This is a genomic window from Minwuia sp. IMCC3060, from assembly GCF_029909435.1.
Classification (GTDB): domain Bacteria; phylum Pseudomonadota; class Alphaproteobacteria; order Minwuiales; family Minwuiaceae; genus Minwuia.
Window position 1 is genome coordinate 2,714,147 of sequence record NZ_CP123782.1, and the last position, 25,784, is coordinate 2,739,930.

Annotated in this window: 26 protein-coding genes; 14 read left to right on the plus strand and 12 right to left on the minus strand. The window is 65.2% G+C overall.

Going from position 1 to position 25,784, the window contains the following annotated elements:
- The 7 genes from QGV54_RS12730 to QGV54_RS12760 are packed head-to-tail and all read left to right on the plus strand — an operon-like array spanning position 1 to position 6,280.
- Positions 1 to 1,104: an ABC transporter permease gene (locus tag QGV54_RS12730; protein WP_281016442.1), complete on the plus strand. Its 1,104-nt coding sequence runs from the start codon at positions 1 to 3 to the stop codon at positions 1,102 to 1,104.
- On the plus strand, positions 1,101 to 2,027 hold the full coding sequence (locus tag QGV54_RS12735) for an ABC transporter permease (protein WP_281016441.1): 927 nt from the start codon (positions 1,101 to 1,103) through the stop codon (positions 2,025 to 2,027). Before QGV54_RS12730 ends, QGV54_RS12735 begins: the two co-directional genes overlap by 4 nt.
- 10 nt (positions 2,028 to 2,037) lie before the next feature.
- The gene (locus QGV54_RS12740) at positions 2,038 to 3,051 is read left to right on the plus strand and encodes a formamidase (protein ID WP_281016440.1); all 1,014 of its coding nucleotides are present in this window, start codon (positions 2,038 to 2,040) and stop codon (positions 3,049 to 3,051) included.
- Positions 3,048 to 3,725 carry an isochorismatase family cysteine hydrolase gene (locus tag QGV54_RS12745; RefSeq protein WP_281016439.1) on the plus strand — a complete coding sequence of 226 codons (678 nt, stop codon included), beginning with the start codon at positions 3,048 to 3,050 and terminating at the stop codon, positions 3,723 to 3,725. Before QGV54_RS12740 ends, QGV54_RS12745 begins: the two co-directional genes overlap by 4 nt.
- A gap of 53 nt (positions 3,726 to 3,778) precedes the next feature.
- The gene (locus QGV54_RS12750) at positions 3,779 to 5,251 is read left to right on the plus strand and encodes an ABC transporter ATP-binding protein (RefSeq protein WP_348637698.1); all 1,473 of its coding nucleotides are present in this window, start codon (positions 3,779 to 3,781) and stop codon (positions 5,249 to 5,251) included.
- Positions 5,251 to 5,922 carry an isochorismatase family cysteine hydrolase gene (locus QGV54_RS12755; protein WP_281016437.1) on the plus strand — a complete coding sequence of 224 codons (672 nt, stop codon included), beginning with the start codon at positions 5,251 to 5,253 and terminating at the stop codon, positions 5,920 to 5,922. The genes QGV54_RS12750 and QGV54_RS12755 overlap by 1 nt, the downstream gene beginning before the upstream one ends.
- A gap of 16 nt (positions 5,923 to 5,938) precedes the next feature.
- Complete coding sequence (locus tag QGV54_RS12760; RefSeq protein WP_281016436.1) at positions 5,939 to 6,280, plus strand: cupin domain-containing protein; 342 nt, start codon at positions 5,939 to 5,941, stop codon at positions 6,278 to 6,280.
- 26 nt (positions 6,281 to 6,306) lie between these two features.
- On the opposite strand, the gene QGV54_RS12765 is transcribed toward QGV54_RS12760, so the two are convergent.
- Entirely contained in the window at positions 6,307 to 7,101 is a 795-nt protein-coding gene (locus QGV54_RS12765; RefSeq protein WP_281016435.1) for a DUF2189 domain-containing protein, read from the minus strand.
- A gap of 201 nt (positions 7,102 to 7,302) precedes the next feature.
- On the opposite strand from QGV54_RS12765, the gene QGV54_RS12770 reads away from it, so the two are divergent.
- The 3 genes from QGV54_RS12770 to QGV54_RS12780 all read left to right on the plus strand — a co-directional run bounded on the left by QGV54_RS12770 (position 7,303) and on the right by QGV54_RS12780 (position 10,657).
- A complete protein-coding gene (locus tag QGV54_RS12770) occupies positions 7,303 to 8,247 on the plus strand; it encodes an NADP-dependent oxidoreductase (protein WP_281016434.1) in 945 nt (314 codons plus the stop codon).
- A 161-nt stretch (positions 8,248 to 8,408) separates the two neighbouring features.
- The gene (locus QGV54_RS12775) at positions 8,409 to 8,993 is read left to right on the plus strand and encodes a glutathione S-transferase family protein (RefSeq protein ID WP_281016433.1); all 585 of its coding nucleotides are present in this window, start codon (positions 8,409 to 8,411) and stop codon (positions 8,991 to 8,993) included.
- Between the two features lie 173 nt (positions 8,994 to 9,166).
- Positions 9,167 to 10,657: a sigma-54 dependent transcriptional regulator gene (locus tag QGV54_RS12780; RefSeq protein ID WP_281016432.1), complete on the plus strand. Its 1,491-nt coding sequence runs from the start codon at positions 9,167 to 9,169 to the stop codon at positions 10,655 to 10,657.
- Here QGV54_RS12780 and QGV54_RS12785 read toward each other — a convergent pair.
- The 11 genes from QGV54_RS12785 to QGV54_RS12835 all read right to left on the minus strand — a co-directional run bounded on the left by QGV54_RS12785 (position 10,598) and on the right by QGV54_RS12835 (position 21,773).
- Entirely contained in the window at positions 10,598 to 12,076 is a 1,479-nt protein-coding gene (locus QGV54_RS12785) for a lipopolysaccharide biosynthesis protein (protein WP_281019867.1), read from the minus strand. The genes QGV54_RS12780 and QGV54_RS12785 overlap by 60 nt on opposite strands.
- Positions 12,076 to 13,149, minus strand: a complete 1,074-nt coding sequence (locus QGV54_RS12790; protein ID WP_281019932.1) for a DUF4114 domain-containing protein — start codon at positions 13,147 to 13,149, stop codon at positions 12,076 to 12,078. Before QGV54_RS12790 ends, QGV54_RS12785 begins: the two co-directional genes overlap by 1 nt.
- Positions 13,146 to 14,624, minus strand: a complete 1,479-nt coding sequence (locus tag QGV54_RS12795) for an O-antigen ligase family protein (protein ID WP_281016430.1) — start codon at positions 14,622 to 14,624, stop codon at positions 13,146 to 13,148. Before QGV54_RS12795 ends, QGV54_RS12790 begins: the two co-directional genes overlap by 4 nt.
- A gap of 9 nt (positions 14,625 to 14,633) precedes the next feature.
- A complete protein-coding gene (locus QGV54_RS12800) occupies positions 14,634 to 15,704 on the minus strand; it encodes a glycosyltransferase (protein ID WP_281016429.1) in 1,071 nt (356 codons plus the stop codon).
- Entirely contained in the window at positions 15,701 to 17,185 is a 1,485-nt protein-coding gene (locus QGV54_RS12805) for a hypothetical protein (RefSeq protein WP_281016428.1), read from the minus strand. Before QGV54_RS12805 ends, QGV54_RS12800 begins: the two co-directional genes overlap by 4 nt.
- Positions 17,182 to 17,676: a hypothetical protein gene (locus QGV54_RS12810; RefSeq protein ID WP_281016427.1), complete on the minus strand. Its 495-nt coding sequence runs from the start codon at positions 17,674 to 17,676 to the stop codon at positions 17,182 to 17,184. The genes QGV54_RS12805 and QGV54_RS12810 overlap by 4 nt, the downstream gene beginning before the upstream one ends.
- A gap of 144 nt (positions 17,677 to 17,820) precedes the next feature.
- Positions 17,821 to 18,963 carry a glycosyltransferase gene (locus QGV54_RS12815; RefSeq protein WP_281019933.1) on the minus strand — a complete coding sequence of 381 codons (1,143 nt, stop codon included), beginning with the start codon at positions 18,961 to 18,963 and terminating at the stop codon, positions 17,821 to 17,823.
- Positions 18,963 to 19,691 (minus strand): acyltransferase, encoded by a 729-nt coding sequence (locus QGV54_RS12820; protein WP_281016425.1) that lies wholly within the window; start codon positions 19,689 to 19,691, stop codon positions 18,963 to 18,965. The genes QGV54_RS12815 and QGV54_RS12820 overlap by 1 nt, the downstream gene beginning before the upstream one ends.
- 125 nt (positions 19,692 to 19,816) lie before the next feature.
- Positions 19,817 to 20,455: a sugar transferase gene (locus QGV54_RS12825; protein ID WP_281016424.1), complete on the minus strand. Its 639-nt coding sequence runs from the start codon at positions 20,453 to 20,455 to the stop codon at positions 19,817 to 19,819.
- The gene (locus tag QGV54_RS12830) at positions 20,452 to 20,598 is read right to left on the minus strand and encodes a hypothetical protein (protein WP_281016423.1); all 147 of its coding nucleotides are present in this window, start codon (positions 20,596 to 20,598) and stop codon (positions 20,452 to 20,454) included. Before QGV54_RS12830 ends, QGV54_RS12825 begins: the two co-directional genes overlap by 4 nt.
- A gap of 11 nt (positions 20,599 to 20,609) precedes the next feature.
- Entirely contained in the window at positions 20,610 to 21,773 is a 1,164-nt protein-coding gene (locus QGV54_RS12835; RefSeq protein ID WP_281016422.1) for a glycosyltransferase family 2 protein, read from the minus strand.
- Between the two features lie 275 nt (positions 21,774 to 22,048).
- Here QGV54_RS12835 and QGV54_RS12840 point away from each other — a divergent pair, with 275 nt between their 5' ends.
- The 4 genes from QGV54_RS12840 to QGV54_RS12855 are packed head-to-tail and all read left to right on the plus strand — an operon-like array spanning position 22,049 to position 25,695.
- A complete protein-coding gene (locus QGV54_RS12840; protein WP_281016421.1) occupies positions 22,049 to 23,053 on the plus strand; it encodes a glycosyltransferase family 4 protein in 1,005 nt (334 codons plus the stop codon).
- A gap of 10 nt (positions 23,054 to 23,063) precedes the next feature.
- Complete coding sequence (locus QGV54_RS12845) at positions 23,064 to 23,885, plus strand: hypothetical protein (protein WP_281016420.1); 822 nt, start codon at positions 23,064 to 23,066, stop codon at positions 23,883 to 23,885.
- Positions 23,866 to 24,303: a hypothetical protein gene (locus QGV54_RS12850; RefSeq protein WP_281016419.1), complete on the plus strand. Its 438-nt coding sequence runs from the start codon at positions 23,866 to 23,868 to the stop codon at positions 24,301 to 24,303. The genes QGV54_RS12845 and QGV54_RS12850 overlap by 20 nt, the downstream gene beginning before the upstream one ends.
- Positions 24,304 to 25,695: a glycoside hydrolase domain-containing protein gene (locus tag QGV54_RS12855; protein WP_281016418.1), complete on the plus strand. Its 1,392-nt coding sequence runs from the start codon at positions 24,304 to 24,306 to the stop codon at positions 25,693 to 25,695.
- Positions 25,696 to 25,784 lie beyond the last annotated feature (89 nt).

The following is a 25,784-nucleotide window of genomic DNA, read 5'->3' on the forward strand; positions in this document are numbered from 1 at the left end:
ATGTCCACCGGCACCTCGACAGAGCTTCGTGCACCTGAACGTCGTGGATTCGCGGACATCGCGCCACGGCTGGAGCCCCTGATCATTCCGATCGGGGCCCTGCTTGGCGGCCTGCTCGCCTTCTCCGTGTTCCTGGTGTTGCTCGGCAAGTCGCCGGTGGACTTCTTCGGCCTGGTCTACAAGGCCGGGTTCGGCACGGCGTTCTCGTGGCAGAATACCCTGTCACGGGTCGCGCCGCTGTTGCTTACAGCCTTGTGCGTGGCTCTGCCCGCAAGGCTGGGACTGGTGGTGATCGGCGGCGAGGGGGCCGTCGTTCTCGGTGGCCTCGCGGCTGCCGTGGTCGGGACAGCGCTCTCGGGTGCGCCGACCGCCATCGGCATCCCACTCATGATGCTCGCCGCAATGCTGATCGGCGGGCTCTGGATCGGGGCCGTCGGTGCCCTGCGCATCAGGCGGGGTGTGAACGAAACCATCTCGTCGCTGCTGATGGCCTATATCGCCATCGCCCTGCTGAACCATCTGGTGGAAGGACCGTTCCGGGACCCCGCAAGTCTCAACAAGCCCTCCACCGCGCCACTCGACCCGGCGCTGCGTGTGGGGGATCTGCCAGGCATGGACGTGCACTGGGGCTTCGTCGCGGGCATCGTTGCCTGCATCGTCGCCTGGGTGCTGATCGAGCGGACGACCTGGGGCTTCGCTGCCCGGATCGCGGGTGGCAACATTCGCGCCGCCCAGGTTCAGGGGCTGCCCGTCGGGCGGCTGATCATCTGTTTCACGGCGGCGGGCGGGGCCTGCGCCGGGCTGGCGGGTTTCTTCGAGGTCTCGGCGATCCACGGTTCCGCCAATGGCTCGCTGGTCAGCGGCTATGGCTATACCGGCATCCTGATTGCCTTTCTGGCACGTCATAACCCGCTTGCCATCATTCCGGTGGCCATCCTGCTCAGCGGTTTCGAGGCGTCATCCGGCCTGATCCAGCGCCGCATGGACCTGCCGGACGCAACCATTCTGGTGCTGGAGGGGATCGTCTTCGTCGCCATCCTGGTATCGGAGACCCTCTACGGTCGCTTCCGCATCTTCACGCCAAGGGCGGAGGAACAGCCATGAACGAGACCGATCTCGGCCTCTGGGCCGTCCCGCTGGCCATGATCGGCGGCGCCATCCGGGTCTCCACGCCCTTCCTGTTCGTGTCGCTGGGCGAATGCCTGACGGAACGCTCGGGGCGCATCAATCTGGGGCTGGAGGGGACGCTGGTCTTCGGCGCCATGTCGGGCTACGCCGTCGCCTACGAAAGCGGCTCCGCATGGATCGGCGTCCTCGCCGCCGCGCTCGCGGGGATGCTGTTCGGCTTCTTTCACGGCTGGGTCTGCAAGCTGCCGAAGGTCAATGACATTGCCATCGGCATCGCCCTGATGCTGCTCGGCATGGGCCTCGCCTTCTTCTTCGGCAAGCCCTTCGTGCAGCCGCAGGCCCCGGACCTGCCGGCCATCTCCTTCGGCTGGTGGTCGGACATCTCCCAGGTGCAGGCGGCGCTGCAGGTCAACGTGCTGTTCCTGATCGGCATCGTGCTGACGGTTGCCATGGGCTGGATGTTCCGCACCACCCGCATCGGGCTGATCGTGCGTGTCGTGGGCGACAGCACCGACGCGGCCCGCTCCATGGGCCTGAACCCCAATGTCGTGCGTCTGCTGGCCACGGGTGCGGGCGGCGCGCTGGCCGGCGTCGGCGGCGCCTATCTGTCGCTCTACTACCCCGGCAGCTGGAACGAGGGGCTGTCGTCCGGTCAGGGCCTGATGGCGGTGGCGCTGGTCATCTTCGCGCGCTGGTCGCCGGTAAACTGCTTCTGGGCGGCGCTGCTGTTCGGCGGCGCCGGGGCGCTGGGTCCGGCACTGCAGTCCGTGGGCATCAGCTCCGGCTACTACCTGTTCTATGCTGCCCCCTATGTGCTGACCCTGGGCCTGCTGATCGCCACATCCTCCCCCAACCGGGCGCTGGAAAGCGCACCCGGCGAACTGAGCATCACGAAGTAGGAGTCTCGCAATGAACGGACTTGGTGGGCTGAACAAGTCGGCGAACGGCGTCGTCATCGGTATGGTGCAGTTGCAGTTGCCCGTGGTGGAGACACCGGATGATCTGGCGGCACAGACAGCGCGGATCGTCGAGATGGTGGGCAAGGCGCGGCGCAATTCAGCAAACATGGATCTCGTCGTGTTCCCCGAGTACGCGCTGCACGGCCTCAGCATGGACACGAACCCGGAAATCATGTGCCGCCTGGACGGGCCGGAGGTCGCGGCCTTCCGCCAGGCCTGCATCGACAACAGCATCTGGGGCTGCTTCTCCATCATGGAGCTGAACCCCGGCGGCATGCCCTACAACGTCGGCATCATCATCGATGACCAGGGGGAGATGCAGCTCTATTACCGCAAGTTGCATCCCTGGGTGCCGGTGGAACCGTGGGAGCCGGGCGACCTCGGTATTCCGGTCATCGATGGCCCGAACGGATCGCGCATCGCGCTGATCATCTGCCATGACGGCATGTTCCCGGAGATGGCGCGGGAATGCGCCTACAAGGGCGCGGAGATCATGATCCGCACCGCCGGCTATACCGCGCCGATCCGCGAGAGCTGGCGCTTCACCAACCAGTCCAACGCCTTCTGCAACCTGATGGTGACGGCGAATGTCTGCATGTGCGGTTCCGACGGCACCTTCGACAGCATGGGCGAGGGCATGATCGTCAACTTCGACGGCACGGTACTGGCACATGGCACCACGGGCCGGGCCGACGAGATCATCACGGCGGAGGTGCGCCCCGACCTGGTGCGGGAAGCGCGCACGGGCTGGGGGGTGGAGAACAACATCTACCAGTTCGGCCATCGCGGCTATGTCGCGGTGAAGGGCGGCGCACAGGACTGCCCCTATACCTACATGACCGACCTCGCCGCCGGGCGCTATCGCCTGCCGTGGGAAGAAGAGGTGGCGATCACCGACGGGACGAGCTGCGGCTTCGACGCACCGACCCGCACCTATGTCCGCAAGCTGGAGGCTGCAGAATGAGCACCATCAAGGCCGATCCCTATCCCTGGCCCTACAACGGCGATCTGAGGCCGGAGAACACGGTCCTGATCGTCATCGACATGCAGACCGACTTCTGCGGTGAAGGCGGCTACGTCGACAAGATGGGCTATGACCTGTCGCTGACCCGCGCGCCCATCGAACCGATCAAGGCCACCATGGCGGCGATGCGGGCCAAGGGCTATCACATCATGCACACGCGGGAGGGGCATCGCCCGGACCTGTCCGACCTGCCCGCCAACAAGCGCTGGCGTTCGCAGCAGATCGGCGCCGGGATCGGCGACCCCGGCCCGTGCGGCCGCATTCTGGTGCGCGGGGAGCCGGGCTGGGACATCATCTCCGAACTTGCCCCGGCTCCCGGCGAGGCCATCATCGACAAGCCCGGCAAGGGCAGCTTCTGCGCCACGGATCTGGAGCTGATGCTGCGCACCAAGGGGATCGAGAACATCGTGCTCAGCGGTATCACCACCGATGTCTGCGTCCATACCACGATGCGGGAAGCGAACGACCGGGGCTTCGAATGCCTGCTGCTGGAGGATTGCTGCGGCGCCACCGACAAGGGCAATCACGACGCCGCCATCAAGATGGTGAAGATGCAGGGCGGCGTGTTCGGCTCGGTCTCGGACAGCGCCACCTTCATCAGCCAGCTGCCGTGACCACCCCGTCCGACAGAAGCCCCGCCGTGGGGGTGGAGACGGTCGGCCTGACCATGCGGTTCGGGTCGTTCACGGCGCTGGACGACGTGTCGATCCGCGTCCGTCCCGGCTCCTTCCATGCCCTGCTGGGGGAGAATGGTGCGGGCAAGTCCACGCTGGTGAAATGCATGATGGGATTCTATCACGCGACCGCCGGCGCGATGATGGTGGCCGGCAGGGAAGTCGACGTGCCCGACCCGAAGGCCGCACATGCGCTGGGTCTGGGCATGGTCTACCAGCATTTCACCCTGGTCCCGGCCCTGACGGCGGCGGAGAACCTGGTGATCAGCCGCGACGACACCCCCGGCATCATCGACTGGCGCAAGGAACATGCGGCCCTGTCGGAGTTCATGGAGCGCATGCCCTTCACCGTGCCGCTGGACCAGCCGGTCAGCCGCCTCGCCGCCGGTGAGAAGCAGAAGCTGGAGATCCTGAAGCAGCTCTATCTGGGACGACGCTTCCTGATCCTCGACGAGCCCACCTCCGTCCTGACCCCGGCGGAGGCGGACGAGGTGCTGGGGCACGTCCGGCAACTGACCGAGTCCGGTGCACTGACCGTGCTGATGATCAGCCACAAGTTCCGGGAAGTGACTGCCTTCGCCGACGATGTCAGCGTCCTGCGGCGCGGCAGATATGCGGGCGGCGGCAAGGTGGCGGACCTCAGTCACGATGACATGGCGGCAATGATGGTCGGCGGCCAGCCGCCGGCGCGCGACGTGGACCGGGCCGGAGAGCGCGGCGCGCCGGTCCTGCAACTGTCCGGCATCAGGGCACTGGACCGCTCCGGCCTGCTGCCGATCCGGATCGACGGTCTGACCGTGCACAGCGGGGAGATCGTCGGTATCGCCGGTGTCTCGGGCAATGGCCAGATGGAACTGATGGAGATCCTGACCGGACAGCGCCCCGTCTCCGATGGCCGGATCGAGGTCGCGGGTGCCCCGTTTCACGCGACCCGGGAGGAATCCCAGACCCACAGGGTCCGTTGCCTGCCGGAGGAACCACTGCGCAATGCCTGCGCCCCGCGCATGAGTGTGGCCGAGAACCTGGCCTTCCGCACCTTCGACACGACGCCGGATGATGGCCACCGCTTCTGGCTCGACCGCAAGGCGATGCGTCGGCGCGCGGCGGAGCTGGTGGCGGGGTTCCAGGTCAAGACGGCATCCCTCGACAGCCCGATCCAGACCCTGTCGGGCGGCAACGTGCAGCGTGCGGTGCTGGGCCGGGAACTGACGGGGGACGTGGATCTGCTGCTGGTCTCCAACCCCTGCTTCGGTCTGGATTTCTCCGCCGTGGCCGCCATCCGCTCCCGCATCGTCGCCGCCCGCAATGCCGGTGCGGCGGTCCTGCTGCTCAGCGAGGACCTGGACGAGATCCTGGAACTCTCCGACCGGGTGCTGGTGATGTCGGAGGGCAGCATCGTTCACGAAACCCCGGCGGCGGAGGCCGATATCGCCGTCATCGGCCAGCACATGGCAGGACACGCCTGATGAAGATGATTGCGGCAGAGCCGTTTGAATTCCCGCTCGATCCGGCCCGCTCGGCACTGATCGTCATCGACATGCAGCGCGATTTCCTGGAGCCGGGGGGCTTCGGCGCCGCGCTCGGCAACGACGTTACGCTGGTGCAGGCCATCGTCCCCACCGTGCGCGCCCTGCTGGATGCTGCCCGTGCCGCCGGGCTGACCATCATCCATACCCGCGAATGCCACCGGCCCGACCTCTCCGACTGTCCGCCCGCCAAGCGGGACCGGGGCGATCCGGCACTGCGCATCGGCGATCCGGGCCCGATGGGCCGCATCCTGATCGCGGGCGAGCCGGGGGCGGAGATCGTTTCCGAACTAGCCGCCCTGCCCGACGAAACTGTCATCGACAAGCCCGGCAAGGGTGCCTTCTACGCCACCGGCCTCGGCGACCTGCTGGCGGAACGCGGGATCACGCAACTGATCCTTGCGGGTGTCACGACGGAGGTCTGCGTCCAGACCACGATGCGGGAGGCCAACGACCGGGGCTTCGATTGCCTGCTGGCGGAGGACGCCACGGCCAGCTACTTTCCGGAGTTCAAGCGCGCGACCCTCGACATGATCCGTGCGCAGGGGGCCATCGTCGGATGGACGGCTCCAGTCGAGCTGATCGCCAGCGCCCTGTCCCCCGTGTCCTGACCCAGGAGGTCCAGAGATGACCGCTCCCTTCAATGTGCCCGACATGCTCAACGGCGGCTGGAACAGCCTCGACTTCGCCCCGTTCCGCGAAGGGATCGAGATCGCGAAGATCCTGGAGGGCGAACCGGCGCTGGCCGTGCTGCGCTACCAGCCCGGCGCCACCGTCCCGGCCCACCGCCACCCGGCCCCGGAAACCGTGCTGGTACTGGAAGGCAGCCAGACGGACGACAACGGCCACTATCCGACAGGCACCCTGATCGTGAACACGGCAGGCAGCAGCCACAATGTCTGGTCAACGGACGGCTGCGTCGTTCTGGTGCAATGGGCGAAGCCGATCGAGTTTGCGGCAAAGTCGTAGGCTTTCAAGCCCTCGACCCGTCCCGCTTACTGCTCCGACACCAGCCGTTCGTAAAGGTGCCAGCTTGCGTGTCCGAGCACGGGGAAGATCACGATCACGCCGATGAACAGCGGTGCAATGGCGACAAGTGTCAGCGCCCCCACCATTGCGCCCCAGCCGAGCATGACCGCCGGGCTCTGGAGCACGCTCTTCACGCTGGTGATCATCGCGGTGACGACATCGACCCGCTTGTCCAGCAGCAGCGGCATCGCGATCACCGTGATCGAGAACAGGATGGTCGCGAGCACCGCCCCGACCACCGTGCCCACGGCCAGGAATGTCAGGCCTTCACTGGTCGTGAACAGTGCACCCAGGAAACGATCAAGCGAATGGACGGCCTGGCTGGACATGGTCAGGGCCAGCACCAGCCGCACCTGATAGGCCCAGATCCAGAAGACGAACAGGACAACGAACGACATCCAGCCGAACTCCCGCCGCTGCTGGCTGAAGATGGCGCCGAAGATGTCACTGGCGGTGAACGGCTCATCACGTTTCAGGCGCCGGGACATCTCGTACAGCCCGGCGGCCAGGAAGGGCGCGACCAGCGGAAAGCCGACCGCGGCGGCGATGACGATCCATATCTGGTTGTTGGCCGCAAGACCGGCGATCAGTGCCGCGCCGAACAGCGCGTAGACGAGGCCGAAGAAGAGGCTGAGCAGGGGGCGTCGGCCAAAATCGCGCAGTCCGGCCCGCACGGCCGCACCGACATCGCTGAATGTTGCGGCAGCAACCTCCAGATGAACCGGCGCCGAGGCCGGGGCTGTTTCCTGTTCTGCTTGCATGTTGCGACTTCTTGTTCTTGTGAGGACTTCAGGCAGGCATTCGGGGCAAGAATACTTCGGTTCATTCAGCAAGACCAGTCGAAGCGTCCCTCCCCGTCGTCGCCCGCGGTCACCGGGGCTGTCTGATGATCTGCTGGCGCCGCCACCGTGATCTGCCTACCCTCTACCGTCGGGGAAGAATCAGACATACAGGGGCAGGACATGCGCGCAGTCGGATTGATGGTTCATGGCGGACCGGAAGTGTTGCAGGTGGTCGACGTGCCGGAGGTGCATGCCGGACCGGGACAGGTGCGGGTACGTGTTCACGCCGCTGCCGTGAACCCGACCGACGTTGTCGGACGCAATGGCGGCCGGGCCAAGATGCAGAAGAAGGATCCGCCGCCCTATGTGCCCGGTATGGATATCGCGGGGTTCGTTGACCAGATCGGCGAGGGCGTGACCACCGGCGTGCGCGTCGGCGACCGGGTCATGGCGATGGTGGTTCCGGATGCGACCCACGGTGGCTATCGGGAACAGATCGTGCTGGACCAGCGGGCGGTGGTGGCGGCCCCGAAGGACACCAGTCATGCGGAAGCCTGCACCCTGCCGATGAACGGGCTGACCGCACGCCTGTCTCTTGACCTGATGGGGCTAGAACCCGGCCAGACGCTGGCGGTGACCGGCGGCCCAGGTGCCTATGGCGGCTATGTCATCCAGTTGGCGAAGACGGAGGGGCTGACGGTCATTGCCGATGCGGCACCAAAGGACGAGGCGCTGCTGCGCGCGCTGGGCGCGGACATCATTGTGCCCCGCAGCGATGACTTCGCCGCCGAGGTTCACAAGCATTTCCCCGAAGGCGTCGATGGGCTGGCCGACGGCGCACTGCTGAACGCGGCGGCGATTCCGGCGATCCGGGATGGCGGCGTGTTCACCGCCATCCGCGGCTTCAGCCCCGAGGAGGCCGTGCGGGACATCCGCTTCACCCAGACCTGGGTGCGCAATTATGATTGCGAATACGAGAAGCTCGATCAGCTGCGGCAGCTAGCCGACGCCGGCAAGCTGACCCTGCGCGTCGCCTGCACCGTGGCGCCGGAAGACGCCGGCAAGGCCCACGCGGCACTGGAAGCCGGGGGCAGTCGGGGTCGCTGGGTGATCACGTTCGACTAGGCTGCCCCGCCGTCCGGTGGCATTGCCGCCCTGCACGCCCGGGTCGCCATTTTCCGCTGGCGTTGCGGGCATGCCGATCTATCGTGCGACGCAGAAGCATTTTCGGCTGATCCGCCGCAATACCAGCCAGCGGCGCAGCACATGAAACCGGGGAGACCGACTTGAAACTCTTGCACGCCCACAATTCACCTTACGGGCGCCGCGCCCTGCTGGCCGCGCGTTTCTCTGGCCTGGATATCGAGGAACTGGACGTCTCGAAGGATCCGGAGGCCCGCAACGTCCTGGTCGCCGCCGGCCCCAGCGCCAAGATCCCCGGCCTGCTGCTGGACGATGGCACCTGCCTTTGCGAGACCCTGATCATCGGCCGCTATATCGACGCGCAGGCCCCCAACAAGCTGATGGACTATTCCCCAAAGCAGCTCGAGATCGAGGGTATTGCGTCCGTGCTGATGGACGCGACCTACAAGCGCAGCAAGGAACGGCTGGCGGAGGACGGGGTACCGTCGCCCACGGTCCTGAAGACGGAGACCGACCGCATCGCCCGCTGCTACGATGCGCTGGAAACCCGCCTGGCCGGCCAGCCCGCCGCCTTCAACCTGGCGACCATTGCTGCCGTCTCGGCACTGGGTTACGCCAACTGGCGCGGAGCCGACGACAACTGGCGCGAAGGCCGCCCGGGCCTCGCCGCCTGGTACGATGCCATGATGCAGAACAAGGACGTCGCCGAGACTGCCCCGGTCTTCTAGAGTCCGGGCGACCTCGTCCCGGCGGACCGTCCGGGATTGCGGTGCCGGGCGGGGCGAACGCAGGGCATGACGGAACTGCTTCCCAGCGCTGACGCAGAGGTGCGGAGTCCCCGGGGGAACAGGCCGGCAGCATCTGATTTGACCGGAGTCGACCGTGGACCTAGAAGCAGAACATGACTGACAACACCCCCATCCTGATGGTCGAGGATGATCCGGCCAGTGCCATGCTCTACGAACAGGGGCTGCTGCCCCGTTTCCGGAACATTGCCAAGGCGGATACCCTGAAGCAGGCCAGGCAGCTGATCGGCGAGAGTTCGTTCGGCCTCATGATCCTGGATGTGCGCCTGCCGGACGGCAATGGCCTCGACCTGCTGCGCGAGATGACGGATCAGGACAGGCTGGTCCCGACAATCGTGCTGACCGGGCAGGGTTCCGTGAAGACCGCGGTCGATGCCATGCACCTCGGCGCGATGGATTTCATCGTGAAACCCTGCAGCCCCAAGAAATTGCGGGAAGCCTGCGAGGCCACACTCGCCCGTCGCCAGAGGGCGGCAGCTGCACCTGCTTCGGACCCTGTGGATGCCGCCGCAACGGCAGATGCCGGTGCTGCGAAACCGAAACGGGGGCCTTCCGGATTCCTGGGTGAGTCGGCGGCGATGAAGAATGTCTTCGCGCTGATCGAAGCCTCCGCCCGGTCCGATGCGCCTGTGTTCATCACCGGCGAATCCGGCACGGGCAAGGAGCTCTGTGCCAGCGCCATCCACAATACCGGCGAGCGTCGCAACGGACCTTTCGTTGCCATCAACTGCGCGGCCATTCCCCGTGAACTGATGGAATCGTCGATCTTCGGCCACCGGAAGGGCGCATTCACCGGTGCGATCTCGGATCATGTGGGCGCGGCGGAGGAGGCCAACGGAGGCACGCTGTTCCTCGACGAGATCTGCGAGATGGACCTCGATCTGCAGGCCAAGCTGCTGCGCTTCATCCAGACCGGCACCTATCGGCGGGTGGGTGATTCCAGGGACCGTCCCACGGACATCCGGTTCGTCTGCGCCACGAACAAGGATCCGCTCGACTTCGTGCAGCGTGGCAAGTTCCGCGAAGACCTGTACTACCGGCTGCATGTGGTCCCCATCGAGATGCCGCCGCTGCGGGAACGCGCAACGGACATGGCAATGCTGGCCCGGCGGTTCCTGAGGGACTATGGCGCGGTGGAGAAGAAGTCGTTCAGGGATTTCACCGACGACACGATGGCCATGATCCAGAGCTATCCCTGGCCGGGCAATGTGCGGCAGTTGGAGAATGTGGTTCGCAACATCGTCGTGCTGCATGACGGAGAACTCGTGACGCCTGAAATGCTGCCGCGCCTGCCGCAGGCACCGGTTCCGCAACCCCTTGCCCCACAGCCAGCCCCGGGTGCCGCCTACGCACCGCAGCCGATGCCTGCTGCACCGGCAGCCGTTCCGGGTCAGGACGCAGCGACGACGGCAAATGCCCGGGACATTCTCGTCCGTCCGCTCGTGGAACTGGAGATGATGGCCATCGACGCCGCGATCGAGAAGTTCGATGGCAACATCACACAGGCGGCGCGGGCCCTGGACATCTCAACCTCGACCATCTACCGCAAGCAGATGGCCTGGGAGAAACGGAAACAGGGCAAGTAGTTTCCGGACAAGCGCATCAGGGGCCAGTCCGAGCAGCAGGCCGGAGCCTGCAATGATACCCAGGGCCAGAGTGCCCATGAGCACTTCGGAAAGCGGATCCGTCTGCTGTCCGATGACGGCGACCGCGACGCCGCCCATTGCCAACAACAGACCCAGGCGCCCGAGGCGATAGGGCAACCGCCGCCGCCTCTGCGCGAGCCAGACCACCAGCGAGAGCCGTGCGACCTGCGCGACAGCGGTGGCCAGGATCGCCCCGGTCACGCCGAGCTCCGGGATCAGCAGGAAGTAGAGGGCGAGAGCGATGACGGCGATGGTGGCCTCGACCCGGAACGCGTCCCAGCCGGTGCGCCCTGAGTAGATGCCGATGTTCAGGATACCCGTCACTGCATGCAGCACGGCAATCCCGCACAGCCATGGCGCCAGCGAAGCCGCCGCGTGATAGGCCTCGGGCGTCATCAGACGAATGGCGGTCGGGGCCGTTGCGGCCACACCGACACCGCAGAGCACGGTCCAGACGACACCCGTGCCGGCCGCGACCGCGACACGCTTCTCACCGTCGGGGCCGTTCAGCATGGGGAACCTTCGGGCCAGCCACCAGAGTTCGAAAGGCTGTGCCGCCATCGCCACGATCAGCGCGAACTTCACCGCGACGGCGTAGATCGCGACTGCCTCGACACCCACAAAGGCGGCCAGGATCCATCGGTCGCAACTGCCAAGCACAAAGGCGGCAGCGCCGGCCAGCACCAGGGGACCGCCAAAGGCGACATGTTCCCGGGTGCGGGCAGCAGCGATGGTCATGCCAGTCTGCCTCAACTGATAGAGGGCAAGAGACGTTGCCAGCACCATGCAGGCGATCATGCCGGCGAGCAGAACACCCCAGACGCCGAAACCCAGCACCAGCATCAGTGTCGCCAGACCTGCCTGGATCACGGAGCGTCCGGCACTGGCAATCGCATAGATGCCGGCCCGGTTGTTCATGCGCAGCCAGGCCAGCGGCACCAGTATCAGGCCGGAGGCAGCCAGACTGATCAGCAGCAGGCGCGTCTCGGAGGTGGCAATGCCGCCCGGCAACGCGATGGTGATCCATGGTGCCGCGATCTGGCCGGCGGCCAGAAAGATGAGACCGGATGCCATGGCGATCCCGAAGATCGAGGCCGTGGCCTTCCGCCGTTCGGCCTCGCCCCGGGCGGATCCGGCAAACCGGTAGACGCTGTCCGCCAGGCCAAGTCCCACGACCACGGACAGCAGGTCCGCAAGCGTCTGCAGGATATCCAGTCGTCCATAGTCTTCCGGCGAAAGGAACTGGGTGAACACCGGCACCATGACGAAAGACACCCCCTTCGCCACCAGAATCGAGAAGGCATACAGCAGGGTCTGCTGCAGGCCCGGGGGCAGTCTGGCGGACAGGGTGCGAAGCATCACGCCGACTTTCCGCGCCGGACCGCGCCGAAGCCCACGATGATGGCCATCGCCAACCCCCCCACACCTGCGCCCAGGGCGGGGACCGGTGCGGCGCTGACCTTGGGAATGTTCGAATTCTGCAGGGCGTCGGCCGGGTCAGAGCGGACGATGAACACGGCGTCGTTGAAGTCATTGTCGCCGGAAAGGCGGTTAAGGTCCTCGAAGCCGACCACCACCTGGTTGGCATCGACAACATTCAGCATTGCCAGGTGCCGGGTGTTGCGGCTGACATCATCGACCGTGGCGTCCGCGTCATTCTCCGGGTTCAGGAAATCCATCGACCAGTAGGTCGGATTGTCCTCGAGACTATTGACGCCTTTGCCGCTGACGCCTTTGCCGTTACCCTTCTTGCCCTTCGCAAAGGACGGATGGTCCTGGAGATTATCGACGCCTTTGCCGTTACCCTTCTTGCCGTTCGCAAAGGACGGATGGTCCTGGAGATTATCGACGCCATTGACGCCGCTGCCATTCCAGCCGTTCGCGATCAGAAAGAAACCGACGTTGGTGCCCGCTTCGAAGATCTTGTCGCCGGTCATGGTCCAGCTGTCGTCGGTCAGGTTGATGCTACCGCCACCGATGACCGTCGTGTCACCTGCCTGAAGGAGTCCCCCGGACCCTGCCCCCGAGAAATTGCTGAACAGGACACCCATGTCATCGACGGCACCGGAGGACTGCATCTCGGCAAAGCCGATATTTCCGGACCCGTTGATGTCGATATCGCCGAACGTCAGTCCGTCGAAGGCGTTGTCCTGATAGGTGAAATAGCCAACCGAGTTCCGATACCCGGCGCCTTCGCTGACAAAGGTCACGGCCAGATGGGAGGCGTCATCCAGACGAAGGCTGGGATAGTAGGCTTCATTCAGAAACTCGGCCCCCACGGCCTGGCTCTCCGGCAACTGCCGCGAGACCGTTTCCAGGATGTCCTGGCCGACACCGATGTTCGTCATGTCTTCCGGCACCTGCTGGGCCTGCGCCGATGTCGCCGCAAAGAGCCCGGCAACCGCCGAAGCCGCAATCGTCAGACGTTTCATTTCCTGTCTCCACTGGTTGTCCAGGGTCGTGGCGCAAGAGCCATGCCTCTGGAAACTGCTTTGTTTTTCAGAAAGTTGGAAATCGGTCCGGCCGGATCGCTGCATTCCGCGCCGGTCAGCCACTGCGGTTCGCCATGGCTGCGCAGGTAGTGACGCAAGGCGATGGCCAGCGCGAGCATGACGTAGATCGGCCAGACGAAACCCTGGGTGAGGAAGGTGCCGCTGACACAGAACCCCGTGAAGCCACCGACCAGGGCGCTGCCGGCTGCGCGCATGACCGGGGGTATGTCGGACCGCGCGAGCAGGGTATCCCGGACCCGGAACGCGGACAGACCAAGTGTCACGACCATCGTGGCGAAGGCAGCAAATCCGAGAAGGCCGGTCTCTGCGATGACGCCGAACCAGGTCGAATGCACGGCGTGGTTCTTGCCGTCCCAATGCGGGCTGAAGAGGTAGTAGTTGAAGTAGAAATTGTCGAGGCCGACACCGAACAGCGGCTTGGCAAGCGCCATGCCGATGGCCGCCTGCCAGGCATAGATCCGGCCCATCGCGGATTCGTCGATGCCCTCCTCATGCGCGCCGCCGGACTGCCGGTCGTCAATACCGGCCACCGCGAACAGCACCGCCATGGCCAGGACCCCGGCTGTACCCAGCAGCAGTTTCGATTTCACCCGGCGGGAGGCAAAGACACCAATGACAGCGGCAATGCCCAGCAGACCGCCACGGCTCTGGGTGGCGACAATGGCGCAGGCAATGAGCACGAAGATCACCACGCCGCCGATCCGGAGCATGCGGCCCAGCCCGGCGGTATCGGCCGCCGCCAGTGCCCACCCGGCGCCGAACAGCAGGACAAGCGACAGGTCATTCGGATCACCCAGCATGGAGCCGATATCACGCCCGATGGTGACCCGGGTGCCCTCTACCAGGCCGATCCCCGCAGCCTTGTTCTGCAATGCCACCAGCGCAACCAGTGCAGCAGATGCCAGCATCACCAGCAGCAGTTTCGAGAAGTCCGCAGGCTTGCGCAGCAGCCAGGCCAGCGCAAAGACCATGATCGCGATCTTGACGTATGTATCCTTCCAGTAACCGAAGGCATTGCCGGTGTTCGTGCCCGCGAACACCCCGATGGTGACCAGCCCGAAGAAGATGAGAAAAGGTGTGAACAGGCCGTCCCAGTATGTGGTCGTCCTGCGGAACACCAGGTTCCAGACCAGCGTGCCCAGAACGCCCAATGCCAGCAGCAGGGGCAGCTTCAGCGGCATCAGTTGCGGCACGACCTCGTGCAGGCGGAAGAAGGAAAAGGCGACGAACAGGATCCCAAGCACGCAGGCCTGACGTATGGCGACGATCATCAGGACCGGCAGCACGGCCAGTGCAGGCGCGACCACCGGGTGAGGCATCGCCACGGTCGCCGCAAGCGCCAGAAGGCCCAGGCTGAACGCTGTTGCGATCTGCAGTTTGGGATCGAGTGTCATGCCGGTACCTCAGGCCATTACCTGGCCATAGGCCGACAGCATCCGGTCCAGACTCCCGCGGCTCTCGGCAAAGCGACGGGCGACGGAGGGGTCGGTATTCTGCAGCGCGGCGGTCAGGGCTTCGGACAGCGCCCCGATGTCGCCAGCTTCCACCAACCGGCCCGTTTCCGGGCAGACAGCTTCCGGGACACCGCCGACACGGGTCGCCACGACCGGCAGTCCGCAGGCCTGAGCCTCGATCAGGGTCAGGGGAAACCCTTCGGAATGCGAAGGCAGACAGAGACAGTCGATGGCACGGTAGAACTGTTCCACGCCGTCCAGGTGTCCGAGGAAGTGGACCCGGTCGGACAGACCCAGGGTATCCGCGAGTTGCTGCAGTGCGGCGCGTTCCTCTCCGTCACCCGCAATCGCCAGATGCACCGCAGTGTCCGCCATCTGGTCCAGGGCGCGGATTGCGGCACTCTGGTTCTTCACCTTGTTCAGCCGACCAGCCAGTCCAACGATCTGCACCCTTGCCGGCAGCGCCAGTGCGGCCCGGGCTGCCGTCCGGCCACCGGGTCGGAAGCGCAGCAGATCGACACCATTGCGGATGACCGCATCCACCGGAATCCGCGCCAGCCGCGCCACCTGATCCGCAACCAGTTCGGCATCAGCGACCAGCCTGGGATTGACCAGTTTCCAGATCCGGCGAACCAGCCGGGCACGCTTCGGATCCTGCAGATGCCACGCATCATGTTCGGTATGGACCAGACGACGGACACCGGCCAGCCGTGCCGCGATCCCGCCATAGATCATCGGACCCACGTGATGGGTATGGACCACATCCGCCCCCTCCCGCGAGAGCAGCCGTGCCAGCCGCCAGATCAGGCGCAGGCTTGTGCCGGGCTTCTTGTCGAGAAAGACCAGCCGACCGGAGTACTGCTGCAAGCGCGGCCAGTTGGCGACCGCCTCCTCCATCGTGCCTTCAAGGCTGATGAGCAGGCCCCGGTCACCTGACGGGGGGGTGGAGAGCAGATCCAGAGCCAGGCACTCGATACCGCCCGGCCGCATGTGCTGCACGATCTGTACGTTGGTCTTCATGCGGCAATCTCCTTCCGTCGCAGTTGCGACAGGTTCTGAATGTCGTTCGTGAGAGAAGGAATCCTGGGCATCACCGCGACAACCGGGTGGCCCAACGCCTCGGCCTGGGCGGCCGTGCGGATCGAGTTGTCGAGAATCTCTGCCAGGGCGACCGCGCCGACGCTGGCGCCAATGGCCGCGACCAGTCCTGCAATGATGAAGGCCAGCGCCGGCAGACCCTTCGGTCGCTGAGGGACAGTCGGCAGATCGATGATCTTGACGCGCTCCGGGGCTTCGAACTGGCCCAGTGCACCGGTGACCCGCGCCATCCCGGCACGCTTCAGCAACCGCTCATGCACGTCCTGGCGCACGCTTACATCCCGCTCCAGCCGCTCCAGATCCCGCCGTACGTCGCTGAAGCCCGCTGTCTGCTGTTCCATGACCCGCACTTCGTCGCGAAGAACTTCGACCTGTCGTTCCATCTGCACGAGACTGGAGCGTGCGGCGCGCAGCCCCTCGACCTGGCTGACCAGCAACTGCTGCAACCCGCTCTCCGGTTCGGTGCCACGCAGGGCAGCGCCCCAGATTTCCTCAATCCGCGAAAGGTCGAGCTGACGGGCGGCATCGACCTGGGCATCGCGCTCCGCGACCAGTCGGGACAGGCGCCGTTCAGCGGCCACAACAGCGGAATGGCTGTCGGTATACCGCGATTTCATGGCCGCGAGTTCCGTGCGGACCTGCACGATCTGATGTTCGATATTGAGGACGACAGGGTTTGCCCCAGCCAGACGGCGCTGCATGTCGACCAGTGAGGCTCGCGCCCCCTCCAGCGCGACCTCGCGCAGGGAAAGATCGCTCTTCAGGTCCGCGAGACGCCGGACATTTCCGGCATGCAGATCCGGCAGGTTGTCGGCGTTCTCGGACCTGAGTGCGCTGAGCGCGGCCTCGGCGTCCAGAAGTGCGGCCTCGCTCTCGGCGAGCTGCTTTTCCAGGAAGGCCACCGACCCGGCAATGGATGACCGCTCAGGCGCCAGCACCTTCTCCATGAAGCGCCGGGCAATGGCCATCAGCACCTTGTCGATATCCACGGACGACGACTGGCGATAGGTGAGCTCGATCAGCTCATCGCCGACCAGACGAAGGCCGACAGCCTCTGACAGCTGCTGCACGATACGCTCTCGCGTGGCGTCGTCGCTGCTGTCATCCACCCATTCCAGATCAACTGCGACGCCCAGCAGGATGTGACGGCTGTGCAGCAGCGCGTTGAGCGCCGACAGCCGGTCTTTCACCCGGGTCTCGACGGCAAGGTCCTCCAGAAACGGATTATGCTTGGCCGCTTCCTGGATCAGGATCGACATGTGGGTCTCGTAGGTCCGTGACCGGAGCTGGCTCGCGACCCCGCCAATGATCGGCAGCAGGATCAGCAAGGCGCAGATCAGGTACCGCAGCCGCCATGCCGTCTGGGTCCACAGACGGATTAGAACACGCCATTCGTCCTTCATGCCGCGCGGCCTCCGCGCACCAGCCTGAGGGTTCCGGTCGGAACAGCGGCATCGCGTATCACCTGGGTGGGGACGCCCAGCACATTCAGCACCTGCCTGACGGCCAGCGCACGGCGATGCGCCCTCAGCCCCTCGGCATCCGGTGAGGAAGCGCAGGAAATAGTGACATTCGTCTTTGGCGCGGCGGCAACGAAGTTGCCGAGGCTGATCAGATGGCCGGGCTCAGGTTCGGTGGAATCGCCAGCCCAGGCCAGGTCCAGATTGCTGACGGTCGGCGCGGTCTTCTCCCCCTTGCCGTCCGATGCACGCGCATTCGCCAGCATGTCCTCGACGGAGATCTTCTTGCCGTTCTTCGGGGCGGAATTCTTGATCAGGGCCAGCTCGGAAGCCGGAACAAGGGACAGCGGATTGCCTTTGCTGATCCCGACGCAGGCAGTCGTTGTCATCCCAAGGATGGCGACGGCCAGCAATCTCGATGCTGCTTTGATCATGTCAGGTCTCCTCATCACACGTGCCTGACATCGCAAGCCGTGTTCCGACAGCTAACCCACTGAAATCAAAGAAACTGACGAATCAGAACAGCGACGCCCCCACTGCATCGCGCAACGGGTGACCCGATTTGCAGCGGTGCAGGATCAAGCGGCGGCGCGGTCGATCAGACGTTTCAGGTCCTGTGCACGCGCGTCCCAGCTCTCGTCGGCGACAGACGCCTGCCGTGCCGCACGGGTCGGGGGCAGGTCCGACAATGCAGCCCTCAGCGCGACGGTCAGTTCCGATGCTGTCGCGACCGTCCGGACATGATCGCGATAGGGCGACAGGGCCGGGAACGCCGTCGAGATGACCGGCGTGCCTGCGGCCAGGTACTCACGCAGTTTCAGCGGGTTGCAGGCACGGATCTGTGCATTGTCGACGAACGGCAGCAGGGAGGCCTGCCAGTGCTGGACATAGGACGGAAGCGCCTCATGCGGACGCGGACCCAGCAGCCGTACATTCGGCAGGGCGGTCAGCCGTGAGAGTTTCCGCAGGTCCGTCGAGACATTGCCAATGAAGACGAAATCCCATTCCGGGCATCCGACGGCGGCATCCCGGAGCAGATCATAGTCCAGCCAGTCCGCAAGGCTGCCGTAGAAGCCCGCCACCGGGCGATCGGACGGGAGATCCGGCGCACGCGGCACCGGCGTGCCAAATCGTTCCAGATCACAGCCGTGCGGCAGGATGACTGTCTTCGCCTGCGGAAACTTGGCTGCCAGCGTGGAACTGGCCGCGATGATGAGGTCCGCACGGTCTGCAAGTTCGCGCTCCATCTCGCCGACAGGCTTGTGATCGACACCGGCAAGTCCCTCGAAATCATCGCCGGCGTAGTAGATCACGACGGCCTCGTTGAACTGTCCGATGACATCCACTGCACTGGGCAGCGACGTCCAGAAAATCGGTCGATCCGGAGCGAACCGGTCCGTGAAGGGCTTCAGGGAGGCGGGGATTGTCCGGCGATTGATCCGACGCGCCAGCCGGGAACCCGGCCAGGAAACAGCCTTCGCCGAAGCGACACTGATTCCTTCGGGCGGGGTCAGGGCCGTCGTTGCCTCACCCTTGCGAAACATGGAGGCAACCTTGCGCACCAGCCTGCGGGCGTCTCCGGCGTTCAGTCTCGGGCGGCGCAGGCCAATCGAGTTCACCCAGAGCACCTCGCGATCGGCTGCCAGGCGAGCCATCAGATGCTGCGTGCTCGATGGATGCGCGCCCCAGTCTTCCCCGAATACGATCATCGGCGCAGCCATCACGACAGGCTCCTGTCTGCGGGTTCCAGTTCGCGAATGACGCGGGCCGGGACGCCACCTGCCAGAACGCCCGCGGGAAGGTTTTTCGTGACCACGCTGCCTGCCGCGACAATGGTGCCGGCACCGATCTCGACCCCCGCATTCACCGTGCAGCCGGTTCCCAGCCAGACGTCACGGCGGAGGATGATGTCGCCGACCTGATCATCGGTGTCGGGCAGACCCGCCGCCCGGTCGGTTGCGTTCACCGGATGGCCGGGATAACCGGAGAAGAAGGCACGCCCGCCGATCCGCACATTGTCCTCGAAGACCACCTTCGACCCGACGGCGACCGTGGTCTGCCAGCCGATACCGACATTGTCTCCAACGATGAACTGCGGCTGGTCGGCGCTCCGCCCCCGACCGGAAATGGTCATGGCGGAGGACAGGCGGCAATCGTCACCCATCGTGATCCGCACGGGGCCGGACAGGAAGGGCATTCCGCCACCGGCGATGTGCAGCCGACGCGACGTACCGTCGAGCCGGGAACGGAACATGGGTGTCCAGTAGAGACGCCGGGTCACCTCACCCAGCATGCCCGTCAGGCTGCGGTGCGCGTGATAGAGCGTCGCGTGGATGCCCGGCATCACGGGCATGTCGAGCACCTGCGCGCGTTTGACAAGGCGGTAGAGGCGGTCCGCCAGCGGGTCCTCGCGGCGGCGTATCCAGTTTGCGGTTCGGGTGATTGTCATGATCCTGCTCCTCAGCGGAAAGATGCGTGGTTGTGGTCAGAGGTGGCGGCGGGTCTCCGGCCAAGAGGACCCGCCGCCGGCTGTGGGACACGGCCCCCGACATGACTGTCGGGGTGTGTGAGGAGCTATCGGCCGCGCCCCAGGGCCATGACGGACAGCGTCTGGCCAACGATCCGCAGATCGCTCCTCAACCAGTCGCTGAAACGGAAGGTCTGGACGGCGTAGGCATGGTCGAACATGACCTTGCTGCGCACGTCCTCGATGGTTTCATCATATCCCTGGCTGACCTGCGCCAGCCCGGTGATACCGGGTTTGAGTCCGAACGTACGGCTGCTGTAGTGCGGGATCGCAGCCTCCAGCCTGCTGTAGAACTCCGGCCGCTCCGGCCGGGGGCCGATCAGGGACATCTCACCGCGCAGGACATTGATGAACTGCGGAATTTCGTCCAGCCGCGTCTTGCGCATGAAGTTGCCGACGCGGGTGATGCGGGGATCGCGCTTGCTGGCCCAGACTGCACCGCTGGCCGATTCCGCATCCTGACGCATGGAGCGGAACTTGATCATCTGGAACAGCTCCGTGCGGTCTTCCAGCATCCGGCCAACGCGAACCTGCCGGAACAGAATGGGGCCAGGGCTCTCGACCTTGATTGCCAGCGCAATGAGCGGCAGCAGGGGTGCGGTCAGGGTCAGGCCGACGACGGCGGCGGCAATATCGATACTCCGCTTTCCGATCCGTGTCGCCCGGTCCATATGGGTTTCGATCATGGCAGGCTCCTCTGTTTCTGCGCCGTGACAGGTTCGATGCGGACCAGTCCGTCCGCGGTGGCGAGATGGCCGGACAGAGCCGCCATCAGGGACTTGAAGGGCAGGTCTTTGCGCCCCGGCTTGATCACGAAATGCATGGTCATGACGGAACCTCTCAGGCCTCGGCGACGCGGCGCCAGGCGCCCCGCTTCCGACCGGTGAGGAACTGGAATGCGCCGATGGCCGAGGCCACATGACCCGTCACGAGATAACGCAGCGCCTCGATCTTGCGGATCCGGCGCAGGGCCGGGAACAGCGTTGCCAGCGCCGCCGCCAGGTAGGCTGGAGCCTGCAGGGCCAGCAGCATGGTCATGGGCACCGACCCGGCAGCGGCAGCAATCGCCGATCCGGCGAGGGCAATCAGCATCAGGAAGGGCATGACCACACGTGCACCCTTGCCGGAAAGGAACGCGAAGCTCAGCCCTGCCCGGCGCAGGGACAGGCGCGGCAGGACGGCAGCAAGCTGCTGGGCATTGCCGCGCCCGATCCGGACCCGGCGGTTGAAGTCCATGCTGTCGGGCGACGCCTGCAGCTCACGGACCCTGATGTCAGCGTCATAGAGTGTCCGCCATCCCCCCAGGGCAATCCGCATCGGGATCAGGAAGTCGTCGTTGATCACGCTCCGGCCCAGCGGCTGGTAGAGCCCGGCCCGGATTGCGTAGCAGGCGCCGTGCGCGCCAATCAGACCACCGATCCGTGCTTCGCCCTGCTTGATACGGCTCTGATAGGCCCAATAGGCTTTCTCACCGCCCGTGGTGTCACAGGCCGGGCTGTACCCGGCCCCGACCGCGCCGACTGACGGGTCCGCGAAATGGGCGGCCAGCCTGCTGATGGCGTCTGTCGGCAGGAGTGCCGAGACATCGGAAATGACGATGATCTGCCCGCGTGCCTGCCGGATGAGATCATTCAGAACCGCGACCTTGCCGCGGTTGATGCTGAAATCGATGACCCCGATCGAGACATCCGGATGGCAGGAGGCCGCATGCCGGGCGATCTCGACGGTATCGTCGGTGCAGCCATCGCATCCGATGAGAACCTGCAGCCGATCCGCCGGCCAGTCCTGCCCGACGAGGTTGCTGATCTTCGCGGCGATGTGCTGTTCCTCGTTGAAGGCGGGCATGACAACCGTGACCCGGGGCAGCGCGCTACGGATGGGCATCGGCCGGGTATCGGGTCCGTTGTCGCCCAGCCATGTGGCCAGCCTGGGATAGATGGCGTGGTGGTAGACGATCAGTGCCGAGCTGGCGGCAACGGCGATCTCAAGTGGTGTGTCAAACATGGTCCGGCTCCTCAGTCGGTTTCTGCCGCACTGACCGCAATCCGCTGGCCAGTTGGCGTGGAGACCGGTTGAGTCGAGGTTTTCCGCGGGATTGTGCGGCGGCCGGCCAGGCCGGAACGGGTCCGGCTGCCACTGCCATTTGAACGGCTGCAGTGGTCGACCGCTGCGAAATGCAGTACCTGATCCCCCGTCAGGCAGCTTTTCCGGGCTCCAGGGCTGGCACCCCGATTGCGATCCCACCGACAGGTTCATTCATGCGCAAAGGGGCGCACATCATGGAACATGTCGTACTGGCACTGGACAGCCGCGCAATCGGGGGCATCGAAACGCATGTCCTGGTACTCGGACAGGCCTTGCTGAACGCAGGTGTCCGCACGACCATCCTGCGCCTGGCCGACCACGGACCACACCCGATGGACGACCAGGCCAGGAACATCGGCCTGCCCGTGCGCGTACTGACACGGGAGCGGGCCAGCCTGCCGCAATGGCTGAAGGTCAACCACGCCACCCTGCTTCATACGCATGGATACAAGGCCGGCATCCTGGGACGGCTGACCGGGCCACGGCACCGGTTGCCTGTCGTTTCCACCTTTCACAATGGCGATCGCGGAACCGGCAAACTGGCCGCCTACACCGCGCTTGATCGCTTCACCTCCCGCTGGTCGTCCAACATCGCGGTCTCGGCAGAGATCTCGGCGTCCCTGCCCCGGACCGCGACCGTCATAGACAACTTCGTCGCAATGCCCCCCTGCCCCGGGAACCCGGGTCGGAAGATCGGCTTCGTCGGCCGACTGAGCCAGGAGAAAGGCCCCGACCATTTCCTCGAGCTGGCCCAACGCCACGCTGACATGCCGTTCATCATGTTCGGCGATGGCCCGATGTACGCCGAGACCAGGGCATCGGCGCCGGGAAACGTGGAAGTCGTGGGCAGCGTGCCCGGCATGGCTGATCGCTGGACCGACCTCGGCCTGCTGGTCATGCCTTCACGACAGGAGGGCCTGCCCATGGCCGCGCTGGAGGCCATGTCCCACGGCGTGCCGGTCGCGGCATTCGGTGTTGGTGGATTGCCCGGCCTTGTCGAGGACGGCGTCACCGGCTATCTCGCCGAGCCCGGCGATGTGCATGAACTGTCCGGGCGCCTGGCGACACACATGAACGCCAGCGAAGACACCCGCCGCAAGATGCGGATGAACGCGCGCGCGCGGATCATGGAAGGATATTCGGCGCAGGCACGTCTTGGCGATGTGCTGGCGGTCTACCGCGCCGCCATGGACCGGTGAGGATCTCACCATGAGAATTTCCACCCGGGTCTCCGATCTGCTTGTGCTTTCCATCGTGGCGTTCAACGCCATGGTCGGTTCAGCCCGGACGATTGTCGCCGATGAGGGATGGGCATTGGCGGCGGGGGACCTGTTCGGCGTCAGCGCGGTTGTCTGGATCGCCCTGGGTCTCGCTGCCTTTCGCCTGCGACAGGCAGCAGCGAAAGGACAGGTCCCGGCCTGGCAGGCACTGCTCGTGAGCATCCTGTGCCTCGTGCCCTCTGCCCAGGTCGCGTGGCTTGCGGGAACGATCTACTTCCTTGCCCGGCTGGTGCAGGACCGCGGCAACACCGCCGTTCCGCATGCGGGTCTCCTCATCGCGCTTGCATTGTGTGCCCGAACGCCGGTGACATGGATGCTGACGACCCTGTTCGCCGAGCCGCTGCTGCAGTTCGATGCCGTCCTGGCGGGGTGGCTCGCCAGTCAGACAACCCTGATCGCCGGAATCGAAGGCAATGTCGTCGTCCATGAGTCCGGACACAGGCTGTTCGTGATGACGGGATGCAGTTCGTGGAACAATCTGTCTCTCGCGCTGCTCTTCTGGTTCGCGATGACGCGCGGGTTGATGGCAGACGGCACAAGGCCGCCACTCTGGTACCCCACAATGGTCGGTGCATCCGTTGTCCTGATCAACGTTGCGCGCCTGAGCATCATGGCCCGGTCACCGGAGGCCTATCACTGGCTGCACGATGGCGACGGGGCGGAGATCGTTCTGCTGCTGACCGCATTCACCGTTGGCGCACTCACGTTCTTCAGTCTTCGTGGAGGGCGACATGCGCATCCCGTTGCATAGCCTGCTGGTTCTGGCATCCGTCATGCTCGGTGTGGCAGGCGGTTACCTGAAAGCCTCTGCTGTGCCGGCAGACACCGCCCCGTCGCTCGCGCTGCCGTCTTCGATTGCGGAGCTGGCCGAAACAGTCTCCCTCAGCAACCGTGGCCCCTATGAGGCGCAGCGGTATGTCGCCCGCGCCTGTCTGGGCGAGATCTGGCTGCTGTCGCTCCACCGCAATGGTGAGGCGGTGGACCTCCTGCCCGGTGTCCAGGGATATGTGCTGGACGGGACCATCAGTCAGGAGTTCCCCGCCACCGCATATACCGTCGGGCGGCTGCTGGCACTTGCCGGGCTTCGGGCGTCGGAACCCCGGGTCCATGCCTTTGCCGAGACGGGCTCATGCGATCTCGCGGCCCGCATCGGAAACGATCGTTCCTGAATGTCCCGCTGGCTCCTGTTCGGTGGCACTCTGCTGGCGGCCCTGATGTCGATCACCAGCGCCGCGCGCGCGAAGTCCCTGGCCGTCCTGCATCCTGTCGAGCGCCCCGCGTTCAGCCAGGACTGGCGGAAATCGACAATCCGGAAGGCCCACCGGGGCGACATGCAGTTTGTCATCCTCAGCACCATCGGCAGCCCCTGCACGCCCATCACGGCAGTCGGTGCCGCTGTCACCTTCTGGCAGATGCTGCCGATACGCACCGTGACCCCCAGCGATGAAGCCACCGCGACCGGCGCGTTCCATGAGATACTGGTCCCGAGATCCGCCGCCACCTGCGCCGCCTCCGGGCTGGTGCTGGCCGAATGGAAATCCGACCGGGACCGGGTGATCGTCTTTCGGCAAGGCACGCAGGAGGTTCAGGTACGTCAGGTCATCCGCAAGGACCGGCCCGGCGCGCCTCTGCCATTCCACGTCGGGATCAATCCGGCCAATCTGCCGAGAGGACACTGCCCGGACGGCGGATGCCCCCCCGAGGCCGAACTGCTTGCCGGTTACGCGGCCCTGCTGAAGGCGCATCGGATACAGCCGATCCAGGGCTATGTCCTGTTTCCACCGATACGGAACGGCATGCTCGATCTCGATGCCGGGCCGCCGGGCAGCTCCTTCCGCGACACCGTCATGACGCACGCGATCAACGGGCATGTCGGGTTCCCGCGCGCCAGCCGCTATCCCGATGCCGTGGCCTATCTGAAAGCGTTGCAGCGAACGGTTCTGGCCGAGGAACTGGAAGGCCGGGCGTGGGTCTATGCAGCCGATGAACCGACGGATATCGAGGCCTTGTCGCGCCATCTGCGCCTCTATCGCAAGCACGCTCCGGGCGTGCGTGTCATGGTCACCACCGACCGCGATGCGCGGCTCGACGGACTGGTCGACATCTTTGCGCCCGTCTTCAATCGACTGAAGTCACGCAGGCATCCCGGTCTTCACGATTACCGCGACACCGGTCTGTGGACCTATCTGTCCTGCATGGGTTCCTGCGGTCCGAACAGGGCCGAAGTACCCGATGCCGTCCCACTGGCAGGACCGGCGACCGGTCTGGCGGATCTGCTGATCGACCGCCCTGCGGCACAGCTGTTCCGTTTCATGCGTGCCATATCCGGCCGGGTCGACGGATTGCTCTACTATGAGGCAACCGAGACCTACCGGCTTGTGCCGCTGGGCATCGACATCTTCCAGGACACATGGAACTTCGGGGGCAACGGAGATGGTCTGCTGGCCTTCCCCGGCCGCCCCGGTGAATTCGGCCTGAAGGACCACATGGCATTGCCGTCACTCCGCCTGAAACTGCTGCGTCATGCACTGCAGAACGCGTGGGCCAGAGTGCAGCAATAGGTACTGCATTCCGCAGCGGTCGGCGTGATAGCCAATATCACACCCTCCATATCATATTGAAATATATACATTTTCTTTAAATCCGAACA

What these genes read in the sequence shown, in the direction of transcription:
- QGV54_RS12790 (WP_281019932.1), bottom strand. Translation starts at nt 13,149, where the DNA reads ATGAAACGTCTGACGATTGCGGCTTCGGCGGTTGCCGGGCTCTTTGCG.
- QGV54_RS12845 (WP_281016420.1), top strand. Translation starts at nt 23,064, where the DNA reads ATGAGAATTTCCACCCGGGTCTCCGATCTGCTTGTGCTTTCCATCGTG.
- QGV54_RS12765 (WP_281016435.1), bottom strand. Translation starts at nt 7,101, where the DNA reads ATGCAAGCAGAACAGGAAACAGCCCCGGCCTCGGCGCCGGTTCATCTG.
- QGV54_RS12830 (WP_281016423.1), bottom strand. Translation starts at nt 20,598, where the DNA reads ATGACCATGCATTTCGTGATCAAGCCGGGGCGCAAAGACCTGCCCTTC.
- QGV54_RS12825 (WP_281016424.1), bottom strand. Translation starts at nt 20,455, where the DNA reads ATGATCGAAACCCATATGGACCGGGCGACACGGATCGGAAAGCGGAGT.
- QGV54_RS12785 (WP_281019867.1), bottom strand. Translation starts at nt 12,076, where the DNA reads ATGCTTCGCACCCTGTCCGCCAGACTGCCCCCGGGCCTGCAGCAGACC.
- QGV54_RS12740 (WP_281016440.1), top strand. Translation starts at nt 2,038, where the DNA reads ATGAACGGACTTGGTGGGCTGAACAAGTCGGCGAACGGCGTCGTCATC.
- QGV54_RS12810 (WP_281016427.1), bottom strand. Translation starts at nt 17,676, where the DNA reads ATGATCAAAGCAGCATCGAGATTGCTGGCCGTCGCCATCCTTGGGATG.
- QGV54_RS12760 (WP_281016436.1), top strand. Translation starts at nt 5,939, where the DNA reads ATGACCGCTCCCTTCAATGTGCCCGACATGCTCAACGGCGGCTGGAAC.
- QGV54_RS12835 (WP_281016422.1), bottom strand. Translation starts at nt 21,773, where the DNA reads ATGTTTGACACACCACTTGAGATCGCCGTTGCCGCCAGCTCGGCACTG.
- QGV54_RS12820 (WP_281016425.1), bottom strand. Translation starts at nt 19,691, where the DNA reads ATGACAATCACCCGAACCGCAAACTGGATACGCCGCCGCGAGGACCCG.
- QGV54_RS12815 (WP_281019933.1), bottom strand. Translation starts at nt 18,963, where the DNA reads ATGGCTGCGCCGATGATCGTATTCGGGGAAGACTGGGGCGCGCATCCA.
- QGV54_RS12850 (WP_281016419.1), top strand. Translation starts at nt 23,866, where the DNA reads ATGCGCATCCCGTTGCATAGCCTGCTGGTTCTGGCATCCGTCATGCTC.
- QGV54_RS12770 (WP_281016434.1), top strand. Translation starts at nt 7,303, where the DNA reads ATGCGCGCAGTCGGATTGATGGTTCATGGCGGACCGGAAGTGTTGCAG.
- QGV54_RS12730 (WP_281016442.1), top strand. Translation starts at nt 1, where the DNA reads ATGTCCACCGGCACCTCGACAGAGCTTCGTGCACCTGAACGTCGTGGA.
- QGV54_RS12805 (WP_281016428.1), bottom strand. Translation starts at nt 17,185, where the DNA reads ATGAAGGACGAATGGCGTGTTCTAATCCGTCTGTGGACCCAGACGGCA.
- QGV54_RS12795 (WP_281016430.1), bottom strand. Translation starts at nt 14,624, where the DNA reads ATGACACTCGATCCCAAACTGCAGATCGCAACAGCGTTCAGCCTGGGC.
- QGV54_RS12755 (WP_281016437.1), top strand. Translation starts at nt 5,251, where the DNA reads ATGAAGATGATTGCGGCAGAGCCGTTTGAATTCCCGCTCGATCCGGCC.
- QGV54_RS12855 (WP_281016418.1), top strand. Translation starts at nt 24,304, where the DNA reads ATGTCCCGCTGGCTCCTGTTCGGTGGCACTCTGCTGGCGGCCCTGATG.
- QGV54_RS12745 (WP_281016439.1), top strand. Translation starts at nt 3,048, where the DNA reads ATGAGCACCATCAAGGCCGATCCCTATCCCTGGCCCTACAACGGCGAT.
- QGV54_RS12840 (WP_281016421.1), top strand. Translation starts at nt 22,049, where the DNA reads ATGGAACATGTCGTACTGGCACTGGACAGCCGCGCAATCGGGGGCATC.
- QGV54_RS12735 (WP_281016441.1), top strand. Translation starts at nt 1,101, where the DNA reads ATGAACGAGACCGATCTCGGCCTCTGGGCCGTCCCGCTGGCCATGATC.
- QGV54_RS12800 (WP_281016429.1), bottom strand. Translation starts at nt 15,704, where the DNA reads ATGAAGACCAACGTACAGATCGTGCAGCACATGCGGCCGGGCGGTATC.
- QGV54_RS12750 (WP_348637698.1), top strand. Translation starts at nt 3,779, where the DNA reads ATGCGGTTCGGGTCGTTCACGGCGCTGGACGACGTGTCGATCCGCGTC.
- QGV54_RS12780 (WP_281016432.1), top strand. Translation starts at nt 9,167, where the DNA reads ATGACTGACAACACCCCCATCCTGATGGTCGAGGATGATCCGGCCAGT.